The sequence below is a fragment of the Thiobaca trueperi genome (assembly GCF_004342175.1).
GTDB classification, from domain to species: domain Bacteria; phylum Pseudomonadota; class Gammaproteobacteria; order Chromatiales; family Chromatiaceae; genus Thiobaca; species Thiobaca trueperi.
The window spans coordinates 1-24,449 of the sequence record NZ_SMAO01000001.1; the positions used below are offsets into that span (position 1 = coordinate 1).

At 62.2% G+C, this 24,449-nt stretch carries 15 protein-coding genes and 1 riboswitch; of the genes, 11 read left to right on the top strand and 4 right to left on the bottom strand.

Features of this window, described 5'->3' with window-relative positions; genetic code table 11:
- Window positions 1-146 precede the first annotated feature (146 nt).
- Window positions 147-533 carry a fluoride efflux transporter CrcB gene (gene crcB, locus EDC35_RS00005; protein ID WP_132974804.1) on the bottom strand — a complete coding sequence of 129 codons (387 nt, stop codon included), beginning with the start codon at window positions 531-533 and terminating at the stop codon, window positions 147-149.
- 84 nt (window positions 534-617) lie between these two features.
- Window positions 618-684, bottom strand: a riboswitch (Fluoride riboswitch).
- Window positions 685-820: 136 nt separating this feature from the next.
- On the opposite strand from crcB, the gene EDC35_RS00010 reads away from it, so the two are divergent.
- The 7 genes from EDC35_RS00010 to lysS all read left to right on the top strand — a co-directional run bounded on the left by EDC35_RS00010 (window position 821) and on the right by lysS (window position 16,798).
- Entirely contained in the window at window positions 821-2,980 is a 2,160-nt protein-coding gene (locus EDC35_RS00010) for an alpha-amylase family glycosyl hydrolase (RefSeq protein ID WP_132974805.1), read from the top strand.
- A 45-nt stretch (window positions 2,981-3,025) separates the two neighbouring features.
- Window positions 3,026-6,889, top strand: a complete 3,864-nt coding sequence (locus EDC35_RS00015; RefSeq protein WP_132974806.1) for a DUF1631 family protein — start codon at window positions 3,026-3,028, stop codon at window positions 6,887-6,889.
- A 1-nt stretch (window position 6,890) separates the two neighbouring features.
- Window positions 6,891-7,796: an alpha/beta fold hydrolase gene (locus EDC35_RS00020; protein WP_132974807.1), complete on the top strand. Its 906-nt coding sequence runs from the start codon at window positions 6,891-6,893 to the stop codon at window positions 7,794-7,796.
- A 4-nt stretch (window positions 7,797-7,800) separates the two neighbouring features.
- The gene (locus EDC35_RS00025) at window positions 7,801-8,655 is read left to right on the top strand and encodes an HDOD domain-containing protein (protein ID WP_132974808.1); all 855 of its coding nucleotides are present in this window, start codon (window positions 7,801-7,803) and stop codon (window positions 8,653-8,655) included.
- A gap of 203 nt (window positions 8,656-8,858) precedes the next feature.
- Window positions 8,859-13,847: a diguanylate cyclase gene (locus tag EDC35_RS00030; RefSeq protein ID WP_132974809.1), complete on the top strand. Its 4,989-nt coding sequence runs from the start codon at window positions 8,859-8,861 to the stop codon at window positions 13,845-13,847.
- Between the two features lie 132 nt (window positions 13,848-13,979).
- Window positions 13,980-15,078, top strand: a protein-coding gene (prfB, locus tag EDC35_RS00035) for a peptide chain release factor 2 (protein WP_132974810.1) whose coding sequence is annotated in 2 segments (ribosomal slippage) — window positions 13,980-14,054 and window positions 14,056-15,078 — 1,098 coding nt in all. Because the reading frame shifts where the segments join, the coding sequence is not laid out codon by codon here.
- Window positions 15,079-15,280: 202 nt separating this feature from the next.
- Entirely contained in the window at window positions 15,281-16,798 is a 1,518-nt protein-coding gene (gene lysS, locus EDC35_RS00040) for a lysine--tRNA ligase (protein ID WP_132975614.1), read from the top strand.
- Between the two features lie 146 nt (window positions 16,799-16,944).
- Here lysS and ygfZ read toward each other — a convergent pair whose 3' ends face one another.
- Window positions 16,945-17,973, bottom strand: coding sequence for a CAF17-like 4Fe-4S cluster assembly/insertion protein YgfZ (gene ygfZ / locus EDC35_RS00045; protein ID WP_132974811.1), 1,029 nt, complete (start codon window positions 17,971-17,973; stop codon window positions 16,945-16,947).
- A 115-nt stretch (window positions 17,974-18,088) separates the two neighbouring features.
- Here ygfZ and EDC35_RS00050 point away from each other — a divergent pair, with 115 nt between their 5' ends.
- Window positions 18,089-19,927, top strand: a complete 1,839-nt coding sequence (locus EDC35_RS00050; protein ID WP_132974812.1) for an RNB domain-containing ribonuclease — start codon at window positions 18,089-18,091, stop codon at window positions 19,925-19,927.
- A 124-nt stretch (window positions 19,928-20,051) separates the two neighbouring features.
- Here the strand turns inward: EDC35_RS00050 and mepK are convergent, their stop codons facing one another.
- Window positions 20,052-20,594, bottom strand: coding sequence for a peptidoglycan L,D-endopeptidase MepK (gene mepK / locus EDC35_RS00055; protein WP_132974813.1), 543 nt, complete (start codon window positions 20,592-20,594; stop codon window positions 20,052-20,054).
- A gap of 387 nt (window positions 20,595-20,981) precedes the next feature.
- Between mepK and EDC35_RS00060 the strand changes: the two genes are divergently transcribed.
- Window positions 20,982-21,632: a lytic transglycosylase domain-containing protein gene (locus EDC35_RS00060; RefSeq protein WP_132974814.1), complete on the top strand. Its 651-nt coding sequence runs from the start codon at window positions 20,982-20,984 to the stop codon at window positions 21,630-21,632.
- 23 nt (window positions 21,633-21,655) lie between these two features.
- Here the strand turns inward: EDC35_RS00060 and EDC35_RS00065 are convergent, their stop codons facing one another.
- Window positions 21,656-21,874 (bottom strand): hypothetical protein, encoded by a 219-nt coding sequence (locus tag EDC35_RS00065; protein ID WP_132974815.1) that lies wholly within the window; start codon window positions 21,872-21,874, stop codon window positions 21,656-21,658.
- Window positions 21,875-22,037: 163 nt separating this feature from the next.
- Between EDC35_RS00065 and EDC35_RS00070 the strand changes: the two genes are divergently transcribed.
- Window positions 22,038-23,174 (top strand): glycosyltransferase, encoded by a 1,137-nt coding sequence (locus EDC35_RS00070; protein ID WP_132974816.1) that lies wholly within the window; start codon window positions 22,038-22,040, stop codon window positions 23,172-23,174.
- Window positions 23,171-24,445, top strand: coding sequence for a bifunctional O-acetylhomoserine aminocarboxypropyltransferase/cysteine synthase (locus EDC35_RS00075; RefSeq protein WP_132974817.1), 1,275 nt, complete (start codon window positions 23,171-23,173; stop codon window positions 24,443-24,445). The genes EDC35_RS00070 and EDC35_RS00075 overlap by 4 nt, the downstream gene beginning before the upstream one ends.
- Window positions 24,446-24,449 lie beyond the last annotated feature (4 nt).

A 24,449-nucleotide genomic window follows, 5' to 3' on the forward strand; every position in this document is an offset into this window, starting at 1 on the left:
CAGTCGTCAGTCGTCAGTCGTCAGTCGTCAGTCGTCAGTCGTCAGTCGTCAGTCGTCAGTCGTCAGTCGTCAGTCGTCAGTCGTCAGTCGTCAGTTTGAGCTTGGCACGACGAAACGGGGCCGCAAGTTTTTCTGCCAACTGCCAACTATCCCCCCCGCGCCAGCAGCAGATGCACCAGTCCGATGCCGAGCGCGGTCATGGTCAGCGAGCCGATGAGATGCGCCCCGATGGCGCTCAATCCCCACAGGATTTCGCCCCGCGACAGCAGATTGACGACCTCCGCTGAAAAGGTCGAAAAGGTGGTGAGCCCGCCGAGAAAGCCGGTGATGACGAATAGACGGATCTCCGGTGCGACGCCGGGGTGGCGCGCAAGCCAGGCGATGACCAGCCCGATCAGCAGACCGCCAGCGAGATTGGCGGCGAGCGTGCCGAGTGGCAGGATCGGAAACAGCGGATTGAGTCGTGCGCCGAGGAGCCAGCGCAGCAGCGCGCCCAGTCCGGCGCCGACGAAGACAGCGAGAGCGGAAAGCAATCAAGCACCTCCAGCAGGGCGGGTCATGGAGGGCGCTGAGGGAAGGCGTGCTGCGGGGCGCGCCTACCTTAACCCATCCAGGTTTTGTCGGTAGGCATCATCAGCCGGATAAAACGGCGGTTCAGGGAGGCATGCCATCTCCACTGGAGCGAAGTGTAATCCGGTTTCCGTTGCGCGGGAAACGCGCCATCCGGTCTCAGAAGCCTGATCGCGCGCATCACCAATCCTCTACAATCGCCGCTTCGCGCCGTCCGACTGGCGCTGCTGACTGAATGGAGGAATCGACGATGCCGGATCTGGTAATTCATTGCGAGCGGCCCGCAGGCTGGGCTGACACCATTCATGTCCATTACTGGAGCGGCCACGCTGATGGTGTCGCGAGCGTCTGGCCGGGGGTGCCCATGACACCGCTGGGGGATGGCTGGTTCAGCCATTGTTTTCAGGGGCTGAAGGCGCTGCATCTGGTCTTCAATGATGGTCAGGGGCGACAGAGCCCGGATCTGTTTCGGGCGGTGAATGGCTGGTATAACGCCTCGGGACACTGGACGCCGAACCGGCCCGCGCCGCATGCGATTGCGCCACCGGTGTCGCGCCAGTCTGTCCCGCGTCCGGTCGTCTCGACCGCGCCGCGCCCGCTGCATGAGCGCACCGATTTCCGCGAAGAGACCATTTATTTCCTGCTGACGACCCGTTTCTACGACGGTGATCCATCCAACAATTTTTTCTGCCGTGACCGCATCCAGTTCGACGAATCCGGCCAGCCGGTCGATCCGCACTGGCGTGGCGATTTCAAGGGGCTGATCCAGCGTCTGGACTACATTCGCGACCTGGGCTTTACGGCGATCTGGATCACCCCGCCGGTCGAAAACCGCTCGGGACTCGACTATCACGGCTATCACGCCTATGACTGGACGCGCATCGATCCGCGTCTGGAGTCGCCGGACGCGACCTATCAGGATCTGATCGATGCCGCGCATGCCAAGGGCATCAAGATCATCCAGGATGTGGTGGTCAATCATTCCTGTCAGTACGGCATTCGCGGCAAGGTACATATCGATCATCTGCCGATCAAATACTATGTGCCACAGGGCTCGGAGCAGGGGAGGGTGGATCACGGTCCCTATCAGGGCCATCTCGGCAACTATGCCTGGACCAACCGCGATGACATCGACAACCCGGTCGCGCCCGACTGGTATCGTGAACGTCACATGCGCGATCCCGAGGGCCGGGAGCCGCTGATCGATCCCAAGACCGGCGAGACGGTGCCCAAGCCCGGTTACAGACCTGGCCGTTTTTTTGGCGTCGATGCGCAGGATCTGGATCCCGACTGGTATCACCAGGAAGGCTTCATCTGCGGCGGCGACTGGGAGAGCGCCCATCCGCTCCAGCAGAAACATCTGGCGGGCGACTGCATCGATCTCGCCACCGAGCGCGAAAACGTCAAGGATTATCTGATCCAGGCCATCAACCGCTATCTGGATATGGGCGTGGATGCGCTGCGCATCGACACCGTCAAGCATGTCGAGCGCGACAACCTGCTCGAATATGTCAACGCCTGGAAGGCGCACAAGCCGGGGCTCTTCGTCTTCGGCGAGAATCTGGTCAAGGGCTATGGCTGGGGCGATCTGGGCGGCGGCGACAATGGTCCCTCACAGATCCGGCCCTGGTGGTACACCCGGCTCGGGCATGATCCGCGCGATCCCGAATCGGGCGGCGACTCGGGTTTTCCGCAGCTCGATTTCGGGCTCTTTTCGACCTTTCGCGATACCGTCAGCAAGGGTACTTATGCCGGCACCGCGCAGATCCTGAGCATGGACTGGATCTATGGCGACGTGACCCAGCTCGTCACCTTTCTGCAGAATCACGATGTCGGCCCGGACAACGATTTCAAATACCGCTTCAAGGGCGAGCAATGGATGGCGGCGGCGGCCTATAACCTGATCTGGACCGCACGCGGCATCCCCTGTCTCTACTATGGCGAAGAGATCGAGTTCATGAAGGGCGCGCCGCAGGATGTCGAGGGCGAGCGCGATGTCCTGAGTCAGACCGGACGCGCCTATTTCGGCGATCATTTATCCGACGAGCGGATCGCCACGACCCAGGCCCATCCGCTCTATCGTCATATCCAGCGCCTGAACCAGATCCGTCGCGCCATTCCGGCGCTCCAGAAGGCACCTATGGCCAAGCTGGCCGAATGGGGCAGCGGTCTGCGTTTCGTGCGTCATGATCCCGATCAGGACAGCTATGTCGTGGTCGGGCTGGCGATCGGGCTGGATCAGCAGTTTGCGGTCGAGGGCGTCAGGCCGGGCGCCTATCGCGATGCCGTGAGCGGGCGCGAAATCGACTGCGACGGTCATTTGAGCTTCCAGGTCAAGGCCAATTCGGCGGGGATCTATGTCCTCAATGGCCCTGGCAAGATCGGTGAAGACGGTCTGTATCTGCGGTGATATTCTCTCGCGAAGCAGGCTGTCTGAACAGGATTGACTCGACCCATGCCAGATCATCAAACAAACGGACGCGACCGCCGCATCCAAACCCGTTACACGGTTGAATTGCATGCCAAGGTTCGTGGCGCGAATCAGCTTCCAACCAGTTGTCGGGTGCTGAACATCTGCAACGGCGGCGTCTTGCTGGATACGCCCGCGAGCGAGCCGGAACTGCCTTTCAAGCGTGGCGAGCACATTGATCTCTATTTCGACCTGCCCGATGCGCAAAGCATGGATCCGGTGCAGGCCGTGATCGAAGTGTCACACCGCGTTGATCGTGGGCTGGGCGCGCGTTTCATTCGTCTGGCCGGAGATGGCCGGATGCGCCTGGCCCGCTTCATCCGCGAAACCGCCGCGAGACAGTCGCCGCCGACGGAAGACACCGGACGCCATCCGGTGCAGGCGCGGGCGCGCGAGGTTTTGGAGCAGGTTGGTCAGCAGGGTTTGGGCGTCCTGCTCGATTCACTGCTGGAAACCCTGGTCGATGAACTCTGGACGCATAGCGAGCGTGCCGAAAGCGATGCCGAGCGCACCCGTTTTGCAGGCGAAATCGCCCTCCTGGCGCGTGCGATCCAGAATGAAAGCGTTCCGCGTCAGCTCAGACAGCAGTTGCTGGATGCCTTGCGCAATCTTGGCCTGGGCGCTTCAGCGCCGTCTGTGGGGCAGGCACAGGATAGCCCGGCGGAAGGGCTGCAACTCGTCGATCAGGATGCCTTCGAGATCTGGCTGGCCAAGTCTGAATTGGCCAACCGTCTGGAGCAGGAATTGCACGAGCCGCTGGAGTCTCTGCGCAATCACCTGGCCGGTCTGTTTCATGATGCTGCGCTCCCGGTGGAGCCACTGGCGCTTGCTGAAACCATTGAGCAGGCATTGCAGGAGATCGGCGTCGGCTTGCAACTGCAACGCCTGTCCATGCAGATTGTCGCCAACCATCTCTCGCGCAATCTGGGCGCCTTCTATCGGGAAGTCTTGAATGCCTGGGTCTCGGCCGGACTGGATGCATCCGGATCGCCGTCCGCCATATCCGGGACACCCGATCTGCCGCCGTCCGCTGCGCCCGTCGGGAACCCGGTTGCCCCCCCTCCCGAGACCGCCCCGTCCTCCGAGCCTGCTGCTCCAGACATCCCCGTCACGCCGCCCGGTGCGACAACTGCCGCTGCCGCTGTCGATGCCCTGCCCAGCACCCAGGCTGTCGCGGGAACCATCGCCAACCTCCTGGCCGCGACCTGTTCTCCGATCAAGTTGAAAGAATCGCGTCAGTCAGGGGCTTTCGCCGGTGGACAGCACATTGCTGATCTGCTCGCCAGTCTGCCAGCGAATGAACAGATCGCCGCTGCGGATCCCGATCAGCCGCTGCGCGAACTGGTCGCCAAATGGCTGGTCGCCGCCGAGGCCCGGCAGCCCGGCGCCTCGTCCGGGCGACAGCCGGTGATGTCGCCGCAGGTGGAGGAGCGGGTCGAGGTCACGGATCGTCTGCTGTCGCACATGCTGGCGGATCCCGTCACCCCGCCCCAGGTCAAATCGCTCATCAAGCCGCTTACAACCCGTCTGCTTGCCATGACCCTTGCCGGATCCGGGGCCGTTGCCGACGGCAGACAGCCGCTGATCAACCTCATCAACCGGCTGGAGCATCTGGCCCGTTTTCTGCCCGGCGACGAAGACAGTCACCAGGGATTGCAGCGCGAGTTCGGGGAACTGGCGCAGAAGCTGGTGTCATCCGACGGGCAGGACCCACAGGCGCTGGGCGACCTGTCCAAACGCCTGGGAAAACTGGAGTCGCGCGTCGGCCACGAATATCAGGACAATGTCACCAACTGGATCAAGGTGTGCGAGTCGCGGGAGCGCGAGCGGCTGGCGCGCGAGGCGGTTCGCAAGCATCTGAACACCGCCTTTGCCGGACGCCGGATGCACCGGATTGTGGACGAACTCCTGCTGCTTGGCTGGCGCGGCCTGCTGGAACTGGTGTGTGTCAATGTCGGGATCGAGGGTCCGCGCTGGCGCAATCTGTGGTGGATCCTGTGCGACCTGCACGGGCTGACCGGCGGCGAAGAGCCGAAAGCCGAGCCTTCCGCCAGGCGGGCGACGGGCAAGGATCTGAAAGCGCTGATCCAGGAGGTGCGTGCCGCGCTGGCCTATATCGGTGCAGATCCAATTCTGTGCGACGACCTGCTCGGGCGGCTTGAAACCGCCGTGCGTCGGGCGCAGGCGGCGATGGATCGGGACGACGATTATCTGCTGTACTGTCCCGCGCCGCCGGATCCCGACAGCGCACCGGAAAAGATCCCGGCAGGACTGTCGCAGGCCGATTGGGAGCGCGGACTGGCGCAGGTCGGAGCCTTGCCGCTTGGCGACCTGATCTGGATGCGGGGCAAGGAAGCGGACAAGGCGCTGCGACTCATCTGGCGCAACGAGGATGGCTCGCGTCTGGCCGTCACCGATACCCTGGCCAAAAAACTGAAGGTGTTGCGTCGCGGTCGGTTGGCGGAGGCCTTTGCCCGTGGTCAGGCGCGCGCCGAGACCCCGAACACGCAGCCCATGGTGACGCGCGCCGCCGATGCGGCGCTATCGGAAATGCACCAGCGTCTCGCCCATCACGAGCATCAGGATGCCTTGACCGGTCTGGCTGATCAGCGGCGGCTGGTGGGCGCGCTGACCGAACTGCTGTTGACCGAACGCGGTTTGCCGCCCGCCTACGCACTGTTTTTCCTGGAACTGGATCGTTACGACACGCTCACCGGCACCTACGGTTACTCGGCTGGCGAACGAATGCTGCAGGCGGTGGCCCGACTGCTGGAAGGCGTGGTTGCGGATGCGGTCTGTCTGGCCTATCTGGGCGGGAGTCGCTTTGGGCTGCTGATGCCCGCCTGCGATCAGGATCACGCCGTCGAGATTGGCGAGTCGATCCGCGCCGGCCTGGCGGTGATGAATTTCGACCTGCAGGGCAGACCCTACCGGATTTCCGGCAGTCTCGGCATTGCCATGCTGACCAGCGACTCCAGCAGTCCGGAAAAACTCATGTCAGCCGCCAGCGTGGCCTGCCTGGCGGCACAGCGCGAAGGTGGCGATCATGCGGTTCTCTTCACCGAGGACAACGCAATCATCGCCAGACAGTTGGAATACATGCGCGGTTGGGCGCAGACGGACGATGTGATCAAGGCCGGACGCCGCCGGCTGCGTTACCAGCGGATCGTTCCGATCAATCCCGCTGCCGAACTCCTGCCCCACTGCGAGATCCTGTTGAGCGTCTACGATCAGCAGGGCAATCCGCTGCCGCTCCAGTCCTTTATCGCGACCGCTGAGGCCTTCAATCGGATGCGCGAAGTGGACCGTCAGGTCATCGACGACGCCTTCAGTTGGGTCCATCACCATCCGGACAAGGTCAGCGCGGTCGGTGGCGTCGCGATCAATCTCTCGGGTCAGTCGCTGAGCGATCCGGGGCTGCTGAATTACATCCGGGCCGCACTGGAGCGGTTGCAGATTCCGGTCGAGCTGGTCAGTTTCGAGGTCACTGAAACGGCCGCCATCGTCAATCTCGATCAGGCGGCGATTCTCTTGGCGGACATCCGGGCGCTGGGGTGCAGCATTGCGCTCGACGATTTTGGCGCCGGCATGTCTTCCTACAGCTACCTCAAACATCTGCCGGTCGATTATGTCAAGATCGACGGCTCATTCATCAAGGACATTCTGGTCAGTCCGCATGATCGGGAAATCGTCAAATCGTTCAATGAGATCGCCCATTTCATGGGGAAAAAGACCATTGCCGAATATGTCGAGAACCTGGAAATCCTGGAGCTGCTGCGCGATATCGGAGTGGATTATGCGCAGGGCTACGCCATTGAAAAACCGCAGTTTATCGATGAGATGATCTGATATGACCGAGACCAACGCCGCACTCGTCAGCGACAGCGGGGGTGATGCGCCGCTCCCCGATGCCCTAGACGCGCCCCGCGCCGATTTCTTGACCGAGCACGGACGGCGTCTGGCCTGTTACGCCGATACCGGCCACCCCGGTCGCCCACTGGTTCTGATCCACAGCATCAATGCCGCGCCCAGCAGTTTCGAGGTCAAGCCCTTATTCGACCATTACCGCCACAGTCGCCCCGTCTACAGTCTGGATCTACCGGGCTTCGGTCACTCCGAGCGCGGCGTCGGCCCCTATTCGCCCGAACTGTTCGCCGGGGCGCTGGCCGATTTTCTGGTGCGGGTCGTGAAGGAACCGGCGGATGTGCTCGCGCTGTCATTGAGTGCCGAGTTCGCCGCGCGTGCGGCTGGCCTGCTGCCACCGGGACAGATCGCCTCGCTGGTGATGATTTCGCCCACCGGATTCAGTCTGCGTCCCCTGCCGAACCCACGCCTCGCCCGCCTGACGCACAAAGTGCTGAGTCTTGGGGTGTTGCAGGGGCTCTATGATCTGGTCGCCTCCCGGCGCAGCATCCGCTATTTTCTCGGTCGCTCCTTCGTGGGCGAGGTGCCGGTTGAGATGATCGATTACGCCTATGCCACCTCGCATCAGCCAGGGGCCAGACACGCCCCGCTGACCTTTCTGTCCACCCGGCTGTTTACCGCCGACGCCATGGATCAGCTTTATGGAAAATTGACCGGGCTGCCTGTCCTGGTCATCGCTGACCGTGATCCTTACATCACCTTCGAACGGCTTGCAGACTTCGTCGCCAGCCATCCCAACTGGCAGGCGGTCAGTCTGGCCCCGCATCTGGGATTGCCGCATTGGGAGCGTCTTCCCGAGACGCTTGCGGCGCTCGACGCCTTCTGGAGCTGACCGCATGACCAGCGAACATTACCCGCCGCGCGCGGACCTCGAAGCTGCTTTTCAGGCCGTGCGACGGGCGCGGGTGCCGCAGATTCCGGATGTGGTGCTTGCCCTGCGCGAGGAGCTGACTCGCCCTGAGCCCTGCGTCAAGGTGGCGGCCGACCTCATTGCCCAGGATCCGGCGCTCACCGGCCAGCTTCTGAAGATGATCAATTCGCCCCTGTTTGCCGCCCGGACCAAAATCAGCAGCGTGCAACAGGCCATTACCATGATCGGCATTGAGCGCCTGACCAATCTGGTGACGGCCAGTGCGATTCAGCGGATGCTCAGTGCGAACGACGGCGCGGCGCGCATTGTCTGGGAATCGACCATGGAGCAGGCGCAGGTGGCGGTCGCCATTGCCGAGCGGGTGCCAGAGGTCAGTGCTGACACGGCCTATCTGTTTGGGATGATGCAGAATGTCGGCAGTCTCATTTTTGCCGATCTGCTGACCGACTATGGTACCGTCTGGGCGCTGCGCAATATCTCGGCACCGGACGATCTGTTGCGTTACGAGCGCACGGCGCTGGGCATTGATCATGCGACGGTCGGTTTCCTGCTGGCGGGCAACTGGCGTCTCCCCGAGCCCGTGGCGCTGGCGATCTATCATCACCATTCGGCCACTGCCGCTGACCTGGACGATCCCGAGACGCGCGCCCTGATCGCGATCTCGAAACTCTCCCACTATCTCATCGCCCTTTCGCTCGGTATCCATGAGCAACCCGAGATGCTCGCCTATCGTGATGCCGCCTGGCAGGAATTGAGCATCCGCGACGAAGACTGGCAGGCCCTCTGCGAGCAGGCCATGCAGGGCGGCTGGACGCATTAAACTGCGCCCGGCACGGCATGCGGTGTTTTTGGGTCGGATCGGCCCCGGCAGGCTCAGGGATTGTCGGAGGCGACGCGGTTTAAGAGATTAAAAAATATCCATTTCTAAACCGCGTCTCCACCGAGGTCGCTGAAATCCACAGCATTGAACACAAAAGAAAAACCATGCATTTCACTCCAGACGCGGTTTAGGCGATTTTCTGAATGGTTTCCCTTGACGGCTATTCCATTCGGGAAATGATTTACGAGAGTGGCCACAGTCAGGTCTTTCGCGGATGGCGGACTTGCGATGCGCTGCCGGTCGTCATCAAAACGCCCTCATCGTCCGGTTTTTCCGTTCGGGAAAACCTGCGCTACCAGCACGAATATAACCTGCTTGCCGCCCTGAATTTAAGCCGGATCGTCAAGGTTTATGACCTCGTCCAGTACCGTTCAGGATTTGCCATCATCGAGGAAGATTATGGCGCCTGCGATCTGGATCAGTGGTTGGGTGAACGCCGGATGGCGCTGGCCGAGTTCCTGCCGGTCGCCATGCAGATGGCCGAGGGTCTGGACCAGATGCACGGGCAACGGATCATCCACAAGGATCTCAATCCTGCCAATGTGCTGATTCATCCCGCAACGGCACAGGTGAAACTGACCGATTTCGGGCTGTCCACCCTGATCGGGGTGGAAACCCAGGAAGCCTGCGCCCCGGAACTGATCGAAGGCACCCTGTCCTATGTTTCGCCCGAACAGACCGGACGGATGAACCGCGCCATCGATTACCGCACCGATCTCTACTCGCTGGGTGTGTGCTATTACCGGATGCTGACCGGAACGCTGCCCTTTGTGACCACCGATCCGCTGGAGCTGGTGCATTGCCATATCGCCCGCCCACCGGTTGTCCCCGCCGTGCTTGATGCCGCCATCCCGCCGGTGCTGTCCGAGCTGGTGATGAAGCTGCTGGAGAAGAAGGCCGAGGATCGCTACCAGAGCGCCTATGGGGTGATGCAGGATCTGCTCGCTGTGCAGGCGGCGCTGGATGCCGGTGAGCCGCCGCCGATGCTGGAACTGGGCCGGTTTGACGTGTCCGGTCATTTTCAGGTCGCGCATCAGCTCTATGGCCGCAATCGGGAAACCCGTCTGCTGCTGGACGCCTTTGATCGGATCACTGAGGGGCGTTCCGAGTTGCTGCTGGTGGGTGGCTATTCGGGCATCGGTAAAACCTCGCTGGTCAACGAGGTCCAAAAGTCGCTGGTGCGCCAGCGTGGCTTTTTCATCGCCGGCAAGCATGATCAGTTTCAGCGCGATATTCCGTTTTCCGCGCTGATTCAGGCGTTTCGCCGGCTGGTGAGCCAGATGCTGACCCAACGGGAAGCGCAGCTTGCTCACTGGCGGGAGGCGCTCATGATTGCGCTGGGCAGCAATGCCCGCGTGATCATCGACGTGATCCCCGATGTGGAATGGATCATCGGGCCGCAGCCGCCAGCACCGGAACTGGCGCCCGCCGAGGCGCAGAATCGTTTTAGCCGGTCCTTTCAGCAGTTCATCGGGGTGTTCGCCCGCCCTGAACATCCGCTCGTGATCTTCCTGGATGATCTGCAATGGGCCGATGCGGCGTCGCTCGCGCTGATGGAGCTCTTGTGCAACAACCCGGACAGCCACCACCTGCTGATGATTGGCGCGTATCGGGATAACGAGGTGTCGGCGTCCCATCCGCTGGTGCTGACCCTGAACGGCATTCGCGACGCGGGCGCTCCCGTTGCAACCATCCTGCTCGGCCCGCTCGCACCCGACGATCTGAATCAGATGATCGCCGATACCCTGCATCAGCCGACGGCAGCCACGCATGAACTGGCGCGACTGCTGCTGGAGAAAACCGGCGGCAATCCGTTTTTCGTCGCCCAGTTCCTCGAGGAACTCCATGATCGGGGCTGGTTCCGGCTGGATCCGGCGCAGGGGCGCTGGCAGTGGGAGATGGCGCAGATCGAGTCCGCCGGTATCACCGATAACGTGGTGGATTTGATGGCGGGAAAGATCAGCCGGATGAGTCCGGCGACCCGGCAGGCGCTGCAGATCGCCGCCTGCATCGGCAACCGCTTTGCCTTGACGGCGCTGGCGACGATTCAGGAGCGGTGTGAGATCGCGACCGGCAGCGATCTGTGGGAGGCGATCCAGGAGGGGTTGGTGGTCACCGCCAAGACCGAGTTCCGGTTTCTGCACGACCGGGTCCAGCAGGCGGCCTATTCGCTGATCGCACCAGAGGACATCGGGCCGCTGCATCTGAAGATCGGTCGCCAACTCTTGTCTAACGCCAGCCCGGCGGAACTCGACGAACGTCTGTTCGATATCACCGGGCATTTGAATGCGGTGCTGGCGCTGATCGATGATCCGGGTGAACGGTTCCAGTGTTCCAGGCTCAATCTTCAGGCCGGGCGTAAGGCAAAAGCCGCGACCGCCTACGAACCGGCGTTACGCCATTTTCAGGCGGCGGCCGACCTGCTGGCCGCCGATTGCTGGACAACGCACGATCGCCATACGCTGGAGATTTACCGGGAACGGGCCGACGCGGCCTATTTGCTGGGCCAGTTCGCCGCCGCCGAGGCGGATCTGAACGCGGCGCTGATGCACGCCGCCGACCGCTATGATCAGGCCGACATCTATCTGCAAAAAATTATTCAGTACAATCAGTTGGGACGCTATAACGAGATGGTGGAGGTGGCGCGAGCCGCCCTGCATCTGTTCGGCGCAACCCTGCCCGACACCAGCGACGAGACGGGGTTGCAAGCCGATTTCGAGCAGCAGATGGCCGAGTATTCCCGCTTGCTGAACCAGCGTCAGATTGGCGACTTGATCGGGCTGGACGATGTGATCGACCGCGAGCAGGACGCGATCATCCGGCTGATGGCGATTCTGACCGATGGCACCTACATCGCCATTCCCAACCTGTTCCCGCATGTGGTGATGGAAGTCGTCAACCGGTCGATGCGCTACGGCCACAATGCCATGTCCGCGATCGGTTTTGCCTGGGCGACGGTCCTGATTGTCCGGCAGTTCGGCAATTATCAGGATGCCTACGCGCTGGGCGCACTGGCGATGCGCCTGAATGACCGTTATCCCAATCCGCGCATCCGCGCCCAGGTCACCTTTCTCTACGCGGTCTGCGCCCTGCACTGGGTGAAACCGCTGGCGGAACAGATCGCGGTCTATCAGCAGGCCTATCAGTACGGGATCGAGAATGGCAATCTGGTGTTCGCCGGCTATGCGCGCACCATGATCCCCAAGACCACCCTGGCCGCGCTGACGGTGGACAAGGCGCTGGAGGAATGCGCGGTCAGTCTGGCGTTCTACGCCAGGAGCGGTTCGCCGTTCCTGATGAGCGAACGGTTCTGCCAGCTTTTTCTGCAACGGCTCAAGGGCGAGGGTGACGACCTCACCTCGTTGAGCACGGACGAGATTGACGAAGCCGCCTGGCTTGCGCGCTGGCAGCACCCGGCCACCCGCTTCGGCCACGGCCTATCCTATTTTCTGAATTTCAAGCTTCAGTTGCTCTATCTATTCGGCCAATGGCGGGCGGCCTGGGACTTTGCGACGACCCACGCCGACTGGATGCAGTACATCCCGATTCTGTACGAAACCACCGTCTTCACCTTCTATCGCGCGCTGGCCGGGGCCACGCTGTATGAGCACGCGGATGCTGCGGAGCAAACGGCAATCACCCGTGTTTTAGGCGCGGCGATGGCCGATTTCACCCTGTGGACGGCCAATTGCCCGGACAACTTCGCCTGGCAGGATGAACTGTTGCGGGCGGAACAGGCCCGGATCAGCCAGCGCCCGGCAGACGCCTTCGCTGGCTACGGTCGCGCCGCCGTGCTGGCCCGTCGGTATCAACGACCGCTGGGGCTGGCGCTGAGTCTGGAACGGGCGGGGCGGCTCCATCTGCAACAGGATCAGCGTAAAGAGGCCAAGCCGGAGCTGGAGGAAGCGGTCTTCCATTATTACCAGTGGGGGGCAACCGGCAAGGCCCAGGCGTTGAATCAGGAATTCGCGGGACTCTTGACCCGCGCCGCTGTCGCGGGGCTGCCGGTCAGGATCCCGTCCGGCAGTGAATCCACGTCCGCCGTTTCCACGCACCGGCTGGATCTCGATACCATCCTCAAGGCGTCGCTGGCCCTGTCCAGCGAGATCCAGATCGACGGGCTGTTGCAGAAGCTGATGGCGATTGTCATTGAAAACGCCGGTGCGGAATGGGGCTATTTGCTGCTGCCCAGCGCGGACCACTGGATGATCGTCGCCCACGCCAGTGTGCTGGATCGCCATGCCCAACTGACGCGAATTCCGCTGACGGATTCGACGATGGTCTGCGAAGCGGCGATCCGCTATGTGATCCGCACCCGGCAGGATTTGACGCTGGACGATGCCCGTCAGGATCCGGCTTTTTGCCGCGACTCCCATGTCCAGCGCCAGGGCGTCCGTTCAGTATTCTGTCTGCCGTTGCTGGCGCAGAACCGCCTGAACGGGGTGCTGTATCTGGAAAACAATCAACTTTCCGGGGCCTTCGCTCCAGGCCGCATCCAGATTCTGAAGATGCTCTCGGCTCAGGCCGCCATTGCCATTGACAATGCCCGGCTGTATGAAAGTCTGGAGCGACAGGTCGCGGAGCGCACCCGCGAACTGTCCGAGGCCAACCGCCGGCTGCAACAACTGAGTGAGTGTGACGGCCTGACCGGCATTGCCAACCGGCGCAAATTCGATGCGGTCTGGATCGCGGAATGGAAACGAGCGGCGCGTCAGGGTTTGCCGTTAGCCGTCGCCATGGTTGATGTCGATCATTTCAAGGCCTACAACGACCATTATGGACATCAGGCCGGGGATGATTGTTTGCGACAGGTCACGCTGGCTCTGGCGGCAACCGTGCAGCGCGCCAATGATCTGGTGGCCCGCTATGGCGGCGAGGAGTTCGTGGTGGTGTTGCCCGGCGTGACGGCACCAGAATCGCTCCAGGTTGCACAGAAATTAGCGGCGGCGGTGGTCGCCTGCCAGATTCCCCATGCCCACAACAGCGCCGCATCCGTGGTGACAGTCAGTATTGGCGTTGCCTGGGGCATCCCGAAACCGGACGCGCCAGTCAATGACCTGATCGCCGAAGCGGATACCCGGCTCTATCAGGCCAAACAGGCGGGCCGGAACCGGGTCGCGCTTGCGCCCTGATCCGGCTTCAGTTCGCCCAATCACTTTGGCGAAGATTCCAACCCGGCGGCTGCATTGAGGGAATCAAGCATTCGCTGGCGTCTGGCGTAACAAGCCCACTATACTTCGCCGTTTTATCCGCCGGAGCCTGCGATGCTCGACATCAATCCGATTGCCGCTCAGATCAACGACCTGAAGGGACGTGTCACGTCCCTCAGGGGGTATCTTTGACTATGCGAACCGCCAGGAACGCCTGACCGAAGTTCTGCGCGAACTCGAAGACCCGACCATCTGGAACGACCCGAGCCGCGCCCAGGCGCTGGGGCGCGAGCGCGCCACGCTGGAGGCGATTGTCATCACTGTCGATGAACTCACCGCCGCCCTGACCGATGCTGACGACCTGCTCGCGATGGCGGTCGAGGAGGGCGACGAGGCGACGGTTGAATCGCTGGTCGCCGACTTGCAGACCCATGAGGCGCGCGTCGGCGAACTCGAATTCCGCCGCATGTTCTCGGGCGAAATGGACGCCAACAACGCCTTCGTCGATATCCAGGCCGGCTCGGGCGGCACCGAGGCGCAGGACTGGGCCGAGATGCTGCTGCGCATGTATCTGCGCTGGGGCGAGCGCAAGGGCTTCAAGACCGAGCTGCTGGAGGTCTCGCCGGGCGAGGTCGCGGGGATCAAATCGGCCACCATCAAATTCGAGGGCGATTATGCCTTCGGCTGGCTGCGCACCGAGATCGGCGTGCACCGGCTGGTGCGCAAATCGCCATTTGACTCGGGCAACCGCCGTCATACCTCGTTTTCGTCCGTCTTCGTCTCGCCCGAGGTCGATGACTCGGTCGAGATCGATATCAACCCGGCGGATCTGCGCATCGATGTCTACCGCGCGAGCGGTGCGGGCGGCCAGCACGTCAACCGAACCGAGTCGGCGGTGCGTATCACCCATCTGCCGACCAATACCGTGACCCAGTGTCAGAACGACCGCTCGCAGCACAAGAACAAAGACCACGCCATGAAACAGCTCAAGGCCAAGCTCTATGAGCTGGAGATGCAGAAGCGGCGGGCCACTCAGCAGGCGCTTGAAGACACCAAGTCGGATATCGGCTGGGGCAGTCAGATCCGCTCCTATGTGCTCGACCAGTCGCGCATCAAGGATCTGCGCACCGGCGTTGAGATCGCCAACACCCAGGGCGTGCTGGACGGCAACCTGGATCCCTTCATTGAGGCCAGTCTCAAGAGCGGGCTTTAGGCCGTTTCCTGAAAATTGATACCTGTCATCGTTTTGAATAGACAGGATTAACAGGATTTCGCAGGATCGACAGGAATTCCAAGTCTCTGTTTTTAAATCCTGTCAATCCTGAAACATCCTGTTAATCCTGTCCATTTCGAAGCGCTGGCGGCTGAGTTATCTGGAGATCCCCAAGCGGATGAGCGACGAGTCACGAAACGCGATGGAGCCCAAGCCGGTTCCTGAAACCGGCGAGCTGCCGGACGAAAACAAGCTGATCGCGCAGCGGCGCGAGAAGCTGGCGCATCTGCGCAGTCAGGGCAACGCCTTCCCCAACGATTTCCGGCGCGATGCCCTGGCCGGCGATCTGCTGGCCGAGTATGGCGAAACCGATGCCGAGACCCTGGAATCCGGCGGTCGGCGGGTGAAGGTGGCCGGGCGGCTGATGACGCGCCGGGTCATGGGCAAGGCGAGCTTTGCGCATCTCCAGGACATGTCGGGTCGCATCCAGATCTTCGTGCAGAAGGATCTGATCGGCGAGGAATCTTACGCCAGCTTCAAGCGCGATCTGGATCTGGGGGACATCCTCGGTGTCGAGGGCGTGCTCTTCCAGACCAAGACCGGCGAGCTGTCGATCCGCTGCGACCGCATCCGGCTCCTGACCAAGGCGCTGCGACCGCTGCCCGAGAAGTTCCACGGCCTGACCGATATGGAGAGCCGTTACCGCCAGCGGTATCTGGATCTCATCATGAATGCCGAGACGCGCGAGACCTTCCGCGTGCGCACCGCCATCGTCCAGTTCATCCGCGATTATCTGAACGGTCGGGGCTATCTCGAAGTCGAGACTCCGATGATGCAGGTGATCCCCGGCGGCGCGGTCGCGCGGCCCTTCGTCACCCATCACAACGCGCTCGATATGCAGCTCTTTCTGCGCATCGCGCCGGAGCTGTTCCTCAAGCGGCTGGTGGTCGGCGGCTTCGAGAAGGTCTACGAGATCAATCGCAATTTCAGGAACGAGGGTCTGTCCACCCGGCATAACCCCGAATTCACCATGCTGGAGTTCTATGAGGCCTATGCCGACTACCGCGACCTGATGGATCTGACCGAGGACATGCTGCGCCGCATGGCGATCACGGTGCTCGGAACCACGCAGATCCAGTATCAGGGCGCGACCTACGACTTCGGCCAGCCCTTCGCGCGTCTGAGCGTGCGCGAGGCGATTCTGCACTTCAATCCTGACCTGACAGCGGATGATGTGGACGATCCGGATCGCGCCCGGCAGGTGGCTGAGCGGCTGCGCATCCATCTCAAACCGGGCTGGGGGCTGGGCAAGATCCAGATCGAGATCTTCGAGCAGACGGTCGAGAGCCGGCTGATGGATCCGACCTTCATCACCCAGTATCCGACCGAAGTCTCGCCGCTGGCGCGACGCAGCGACGCCGATCCATTCGTCACCGACCGCTTCGAGTTCTTTGTCGGCGGACGCGAGATCGCCAATGGCTTTTCGGAGCTGAACGACGCTGAGGATCAGGCCGAGCGTTTCCGCGCGCAGGTGGCGGAAAAGGACGCCGGCGATCAGGAGGCGATGTATTTCGACGCCGACTATATCCGCGCCCTGGAACACGGCCTGCCGCCGACAGCGGGCGAGGGCATCGGCATCGACCGGCTGGTGATGCTCTTTACCGACTCGCCCTCGATCCGCGATGTGCTGCTCTTTCCGCACATGCGGCCCGAGACTTAGCCGCTTCCAGGAAAGCTCCTATCCGCCTGAAAGACCGTTAATTTGGACAGGATTAACAGGATTAACAGGATTAACAGGATTATTCAAGATTAAAATGATTAAAAACAATTGCTTGAAAAATCCTGTTAATCCTGTCTGATTTTCTGTTATTTATCGGCAAAGCCATAGGGCGGTGGGCTGAGATGGAGGATCGGTCCCTGTCCGCCGAGCCGCACCTCGCCCGCGTCGGCAGCCTCGATCTCGACCACGGCCAGTAGCGTATGGCGTCCTGCGCCGAGCGGAGAGGCTTCGACCACCCACCCGCTGGCCTGTTGCGAGGTGCTGGAGGGCGCATGGAGTTCGTCGCCCGGTTGCGGTGACGTCGCGCTCTCGACCTCGGCCACATACATGCGGCGCTTGAGCTTGCCGAGATACTGCATGCGGGCGACCACTTCCTGACCGGTGTAACAGCCCTTGTGGAAACTGAGCCCGTGGAGCAGGTGCAGGTTGACCATCTGTGGCACGAAGGCTTCGGCAGTCCGGTCGTGGATGGTCGGCAGGCCCGCCTGGATGTCGCGCCGGGTCCAGTCAACACGATTGGCCGGGGTCACCTGCGTGGCGAGCGCGTCCCAGAGTTCACTGATGGCGGCACAGGGGCCGAGGATCTCGAAGCGCGGCACGGGATCAGGGAGCCGGATCAGGGCCAGCGGGCCGCAGAGGGCGAGATCGTTTTCGCGTCCCAGCACCGCCAGACCCCGTTCGGCCAGCAGGCGCGGCGCTTCGTCGCCGGCCAGTCCGATGCGGATCAGCTCATCGCTGGCGTCGGACAGCGTGACCTGACTGCGCAGGATGAAGCGGCTCAGACGCTCCTGAAGAACGGGCAGCCGTTCCGCTTCAGTCTGGAGATAGATGGTGTCGTCGATGCCGATGACGCGCAGGATCGCTAGCAGACGGCCTTTCTGGTTACAGTGGGCACTGATCTGGCTGTGGGTTGGCGAGAGTTCGCGGATGTCGTTGGTAAGCTGGCCCTGCAGGAAGGATGCGGCATCGGCGCCACGCACGGCGAGCAGTCCCAGATGGGACAGATCGAACAGCCGGCAGCCGTCTGGCTGGGCTGACTCTGGAAACGAGACCCTGCCCTCCGCGTCGATGCGCGCCTGGCGCGCGGTGAGAAAGTCTCGCCATGGATGTGTCATCAGATGGACCTCAGAACTGGCGGCGCCTGAACAGGCGTCGGGAAGGGTGCACTTGCCGTATGATACTGGCGGAACGCATCGGCGACAAACCCCGAGAATAACCCAAGTGACTGGAATGAAAGGCAACTTGCCGGCATATCACGCAAATCCGCCGGTCGATAGTCTGGTGCTCTACAAGATTCGCCCGGCCCGCGTGGTCAGTGTCGGCGAGAAAATCGAGATCGAACTGGAAGGTGGACACAGCAAGCGGGTGCGGGCCAAGGATGTCGAGGTGCTGCATCCCGGCCCGCTGCGTCAACTCGCCGATCTGACTCCGCAGACGGGTGAGCTGACCGAGGCCTGGGAACTGCTGGAAGGCACCGAGACCACGCTCAGAGAGCTGGCTGAACTGGCCTTCGATGCGTTCACGCCAGCGACCGCCTGGGCCACCTGGCAGCGGGTCGCCGAGGGACTGACCTTCAGCGGCACGCCGAACGCCATTCGCGCACAGACCCGTGAGGCGGTCGAGCGCGAACAGGCCGAGCGGGCGGCCAAAGCCGCCGCCGAGCGCGACTGGCAGGATTTTCTGGCGCGAATGGCGGCGGCCAGTCCGGCGCCGGAAGACGCGCCGCGTCTCGCTGAGGTCGAACGTCTGGCGCTCGGCCAGAGCGAGCGCAGCCGGATCCTGGAGGCGCTCGGCCATCAGCAGACCCCGGAGAACGCCCATCGGGCGCTGATCCAGGTCGGTTACTGGGCGAGCCATCACAATCCTCATCCGCGCCGTTGCGGCGCGCCAATCACGGATGCCGATCTGCCGGTGCCCGAGCTGCCCGAGGACGAGCGGCTCGATCTGACTCATCTTGCGGCTTATGCCATTGATGACGAAGGCAATCAGGATCCCGACGATGCGCTGAGCATCGACGGCGAGCGGCTGTGGGTGCATGTGGCCGACGTGGCGGCACTGGTCGCTGCGGACAGCGAACTGGAGCGCGAGGCGCGCGCCAGAGGCGCCAATCTCTATCTCCCCGAAGGCATCGTCAACATGCTTCCGGCGGCGGTCACCGACCGGCTGGGACTTGGTCTCCAGCCGGTGTCGCCTGCGCTCTCATTCGGCATCCGCTGTGGCGAGGCGGGCGAGATCCTGGATGTCGAGATTCATCGGACCTGGGTGCGGGTTGAGCGTCTGAGCTATGAGACGGTCGAACAGCGCCTGGATGAGCCTGCATTTGCGCCCATGCGCACCATCACGGATCGCTTTCGCGCCTATCGCACGGCCCGGGGTGCGACCAGTCTGGATCTCCCTGAGGTCAGTGTCCGCGTCGTGGACGGGCGGGTGGTGATCCGTCCACTCCCCAAGCTCAACAGTCGTGCCCTGGTCACGGACGCCATGCTGATGGCAGGCGAGGCGGTGGCGCGTTTCTGTCTCGATCAGGGGATCCCCATCCCCTTTGCAACCCAGGCGCCGCCTGAAAATGGCGAGGAGCCGACCGATCTGGCGACGATGTACGCGCGGCGGCGCGGCTTCAAGCCGACTCGCCTCATGATCGAGCCGGATCGTCATGCCGGATTGGGGCTGGATCTTTATACCCGCGCCACAAGTCCGCTGCGGCGCTACTCCGATCTGCTGGTGCATCAGCAGCTTAGATCCTGGCTCGCCGGGCGCGAGCCACTTGTCGCATCGCAGATCGTCGAACGCATCGGCGAGTCCGATGCGGCGTCAGTCGCCATCCGGCGTGGCGAACGTCTCTCCAATCAGCATTGGAAGCTCCTGTTTCTGCGTGACAATCCGGATTGGCGTGGCGAGGGTATCGTGGTCGGGCGCGAGGAGCGCCGGGCGGTCGTGCTGCTGCCTGAATTGGCGATGGAGGCGCGGGTCAGGATCCGCGACGAGGTGTCGCTGAATCAGTCGCTGCGGCTGGCGGTGACGGAAGTGGATCTGCCTGGACTGACAGTGAACTTCCGGATCCTCGGCTGAGGGCGCCATCAGGTCGGCGCGATGTATTGATCTGGGTCAGTTGAACGGGTGTCAGCCAGGGGTTACCCTTGCCTGTGATATGGAATTGGGCCACCCGTCGCGGTGGCCCGGTTCGGAAATGGCCTCAGGCGCCCCAGCGTCTGACTTCACCGGTATCCAGATGGACGAAGTCCGATTTCGGATAATAGCCGACGCCACCACGGTTGAGCGCCACAGCCGTGTCACGGATATAACGGAGCGGCAGGTCGGGGAAGCGGATATCCGCCGCCTGACCGGTCAGGTGCAGGCTTTTTCTGGCGACCCCGCCTGATGTGCGACGGAGCTTCGCATTCGTGGCCGGCGAGCGGTAGGCGCTGACGACATCGAAGCGTGCATCCGGATCACCCAGACGGCTCTTGACATCGTAGAGCAGATCGAACAACTGCGGATCCATGGTTACGGCGTCGCCGGTACGGAAATCGCGGAAGAAGTAGTTCAGTTTCTGCAGCGCGGAACGCTGATAGCGATCACCGATGCGATAAACGACATCAATGCGGTCTTCGGTATGCAGGTGATAGAAGGACAGGACACGCGCCTGATCAGCGGTTTTTCTGGAAAAAACGGAACTTGCAAGAGCAGGCATGGAGGCGGCGGACAAAAGCGCCCCCAGGAAATAACGTCGATTCATGTTCCCCCCGGTACATTCTGGACGTTAACGATATGAAGTGGGCGATTATAGGCAGACAGGATGAGAAATCAATCAAAATTTTCTGCTATCGATATTTCGTTATCAAACTTAAAGTGTTACAAGAGGTTAAAAATATAACCAACTGGAAATCATGTCATCGTAATCAAATCTTCATTATTATCTTGCCGGTCTTCAACCACCTTGATTTAATGAGATTTTTGATTTCGTGGCAGGCCCGTTATCTGTGCCCAGGCATATCTACGGGGTAACGCTGTCTTCTGGTGCGAATTGAACTATGATTGACCTCTTCGCGGATCCCGGGGGTAACCGATGCATGGTTTTTTGATACGGCATGGTCTGATGCGACATGGTTTGATGCGATCCGTCATGATGGTGTGTATCGCCACGATGGCCTCGGCGGGAGTGGTCGAGGCGGATGTTTATAAATACGTCGATAGCGCGGGCAATGTCTATTTCACCGACACGCCGCTCAAGGGCAGCCGCTATCGGCTGGAATGGCATCGCGAGTCGAAGAAGCTGATGCGCGAGAGTCAGCAGAACCGGCAGGCGGTGTTCAGTCCCCGGCAGCGCGCCGCGCCCCCGAGCGGTTCGGTCTCCAAACGACGCGCCAACTACGAATATCTGATCTCGGCCAATGCGCGTCGTTACGGACTTTCCCCCGGACTGCTGCACGCCGTCATTCGCGCCGAATCGGCCTACAATCCCGAGGCCGTCTCATCGGCGGGTGCGCAGGGTCTGATGCAGTTGATGCCGGACACCGCCGCCCGCTACGGGGTCTCGGACAGCTTCAATCCGGTGGAGAACGTGCGGGGTGGCGCCGCTTATCTGCGTGATCTGCTGGATATGTTCGATCAGGATCTGCGGCTGGCGCTGGCTGGGTATAACGCCGGGGAGGGCGCGGTGATGAAACACGGACGCCAGATCCCGCCCTATGCCGAGACCCAGACCTATGTCCGCAAGGTGCTTGATTACTACTGGGCCGAACAGCCGGCCCGTATCGCGATGAGCGTGCGTTAAATCGACACGCCGGTCGTGTCTCCTCAGTCTTCGCTGCTCACGCGCGCATCATCTGTGACCGCAAGGTGTTTTTCCGCTTCTCCCTGCTGCCGCGCAAAGATCAGGCGATACTCGACGCCGGTCTCGCGCGGTTCGGCCTGACGCCTGTTGCGCACCGTCGCCCGAGCATCCTGATAACGCTCGACGGTCGCCAGATGTTCGAGCCGGCGTGGCGGGGCGATTTTGTAGACGAAATAAGGCATGGCGAGCAGATCCGTGGTAAAAACAGGCCATGATTAAACCCGCAGATTTCGCTGTCTTGCAACCTTCCTGTCTGATCATTCCGCTGCACCCCGATCCGTGCGCGAACCTGTATCGCTCCGTTCGGGCTCTCCTGTGTCGGAATGCGGCGTCCTGAGCTGAATCATGCGTATCGCCTGCTTTTTCTCCACCTCGGGACATAGTGGAGTCGATCGTCTGGCCCGCCATCTGATCCCGGCGCTGGCGCGGCGCGGTCATGCGGTGGATCTGCTCAAGGTGCGTCGGCATGGGCCGCATCTGGACGAGATCCCTGAAGGCGTGCGTGTCATCGATCTCGGTTCGCGCCATACCTACGGCTGTCTGCCGGCCATCGTCCGCTATCTGCGCCGCGAGCGACCGGCGGTCATGCTCTCGGACAAGGACCGGGTCAACCGTACCGCTCTCCTCGCCCGCGTCCTGGCGCGGGTGCCGACCCGGCTGGTGTTCAGTTCCGGGACGACGATTTCGATTGATCTCGCCACGCGCGGCCCCTTTGAACGCTGGATCCAGCGGCATTCGATGGGCCGGCTCTATCCCTTTGCCGATCAGGTGATCGTCACCAGCGCCGGGGTGGCCGACGACATGGCTGCTTACACCGGCCTGGCGCGTGAACGCATCCGCGTGCTGCCTTCGCCAGTGGTGCCGGCGAGCCTTTTCACGGACGAACTGCCGCGCCCGGATCATCTCTGGTTCGGTCAGCCCGGTATCCCGCTGATCCTGAGCGCGGGCGAACTCTGCGGACGCAAGGATTTTGCGACCCTGCTGCGCGCCTTCGCGCGGGTGCGCGCCAGTCGTCCCTGCCGGCTCGTCATCCTTGGTAAAGGCGCGGCGCGCGAGCGTCTGCTGATCCTGGCTGCCGAGCTTGGTGTTGACGCCGATGTCGCCCTGCCGGGCTATGTTGCGGATCCCTATGCCTGGATGGCCCACGCCGACCTCTTCGCCTTCACCTCACGCTGGGAAGGGCTGGGGTTCGTGCTCATTGAGGCATTGGCCGTCGGCACGCCGGTGGTTTCAACCGACTGTCCGAGCGGGCCGAGCGAGATCCTGGCGCAGGGACGTTATGGTCCGCTGATTCCGGTCGGTGACGATGAATCGCTCGCCCAGGCCATGCTCGCCACCCTGGATGATCCGCTGCCGCCGGCAATACTCCAGGAAGCCGCCCGTCCCTATGAGATCGAAACCAGTACCGACGCCTATCTGGAGGCGATGGGAATGCGGCGGCCCGCCTCATCACAACACGACCATTCACAGGAAGCGCCATGAAGATCGAAACCCTTGCCATCCATGCCGGCTTTGCGCCCGACCCGACCACCAAATCGGTCGCCACGCCCATCTACCAAACCACCAGCTACGCCTTTGACGACACCCAGCACGGTGCCGATCTGTTCGATCTCAAGGTCGCGGGCAACATCTACACCCGCATCATGAACCCCACCAGCGACGTGCTGGAGCAGCGGGTGGCGGCGCTGGAAGGCGGGGTAGGGGGGCTGGCGCTGGCCTCGGGCATGGCGGCCGTGACCAACGCCATCTTCACCATCGCCCAGGCCGGCGACAACATCGTCGCCGTTTCGACGCTTTATGGCGGCAGTTACAACCTCTTCGCCCATACCCTGCCGCGTCTCGGTATCCAGGTGCGTTTCGCCGCGCCCAACGATATCGATGGCATGGCGGCGCAGATCGACGCCAACACCAAGGCGGTCTTCTGCGAGTCGATCGGCAACCCGGCGGGCAATGTCGCCGATCTCCAGGCCATCGCCGATATGGCGCACGCCCACGGCATCCCGGTCATCGCCGATAACACGGTGCCCACGCCCTATCTCTGCCGTCCATTCGAGCATGGCTGTGACATCGTGGTCCACGCGCTGACCAAATACATGGGCGGTCACGGCACCACCATCGCCGGCGCGCTGGTGGACTCAGGCAAATTCCCCTGGGCCGAGCACGCCGAGCGTTTCCCCATGCTCAACCAGCCCGATGTCTCCTATCACGGCGTGGTCTATACCGAAGCCCTGGGTCCGGCGGCCTATATCGGTCGTGCGCGCGTGGTGCCGCTGCGCAACATGGGCGCCGCCATCTCGCCCTTTAACAGCTTCCTGATTCTCCAGGGCATCGAGACCCTGCATGTTCGCATGGACCGGCACTGCGAGAATGCGCTCGCCGTCGCCGAGTATCTGCAGGACCATCCGAAGGTCGAATGGGTGCGTTACGCCGGACTGCCCGACAGCCCGGACTATCCGCTGGTGCAGAAGTATATGGATGGCGCCAAGGCCAGCTCCATTCTGTCCTTCGGCATCAAGGGCGGGATCGAGGCCGGCGCACGTTTCATCGATGCGCTCAAGCTGGTGGTGCGTCTGGTCAATATCGGCGACGCCAAGACCCTGGCCTGCCATCCGGCGACCACCACGCATCGTCAGCTCTCGCCAGAGGAACTCGCCCGCGCCGGGGTCTCCACCGACCTGATCCGGCTGTCGATCGGCATCGAGCATATCGACGACATCATCGCCGATCTGGAGCAGGCGCTGGCGGCATCCTGACCGG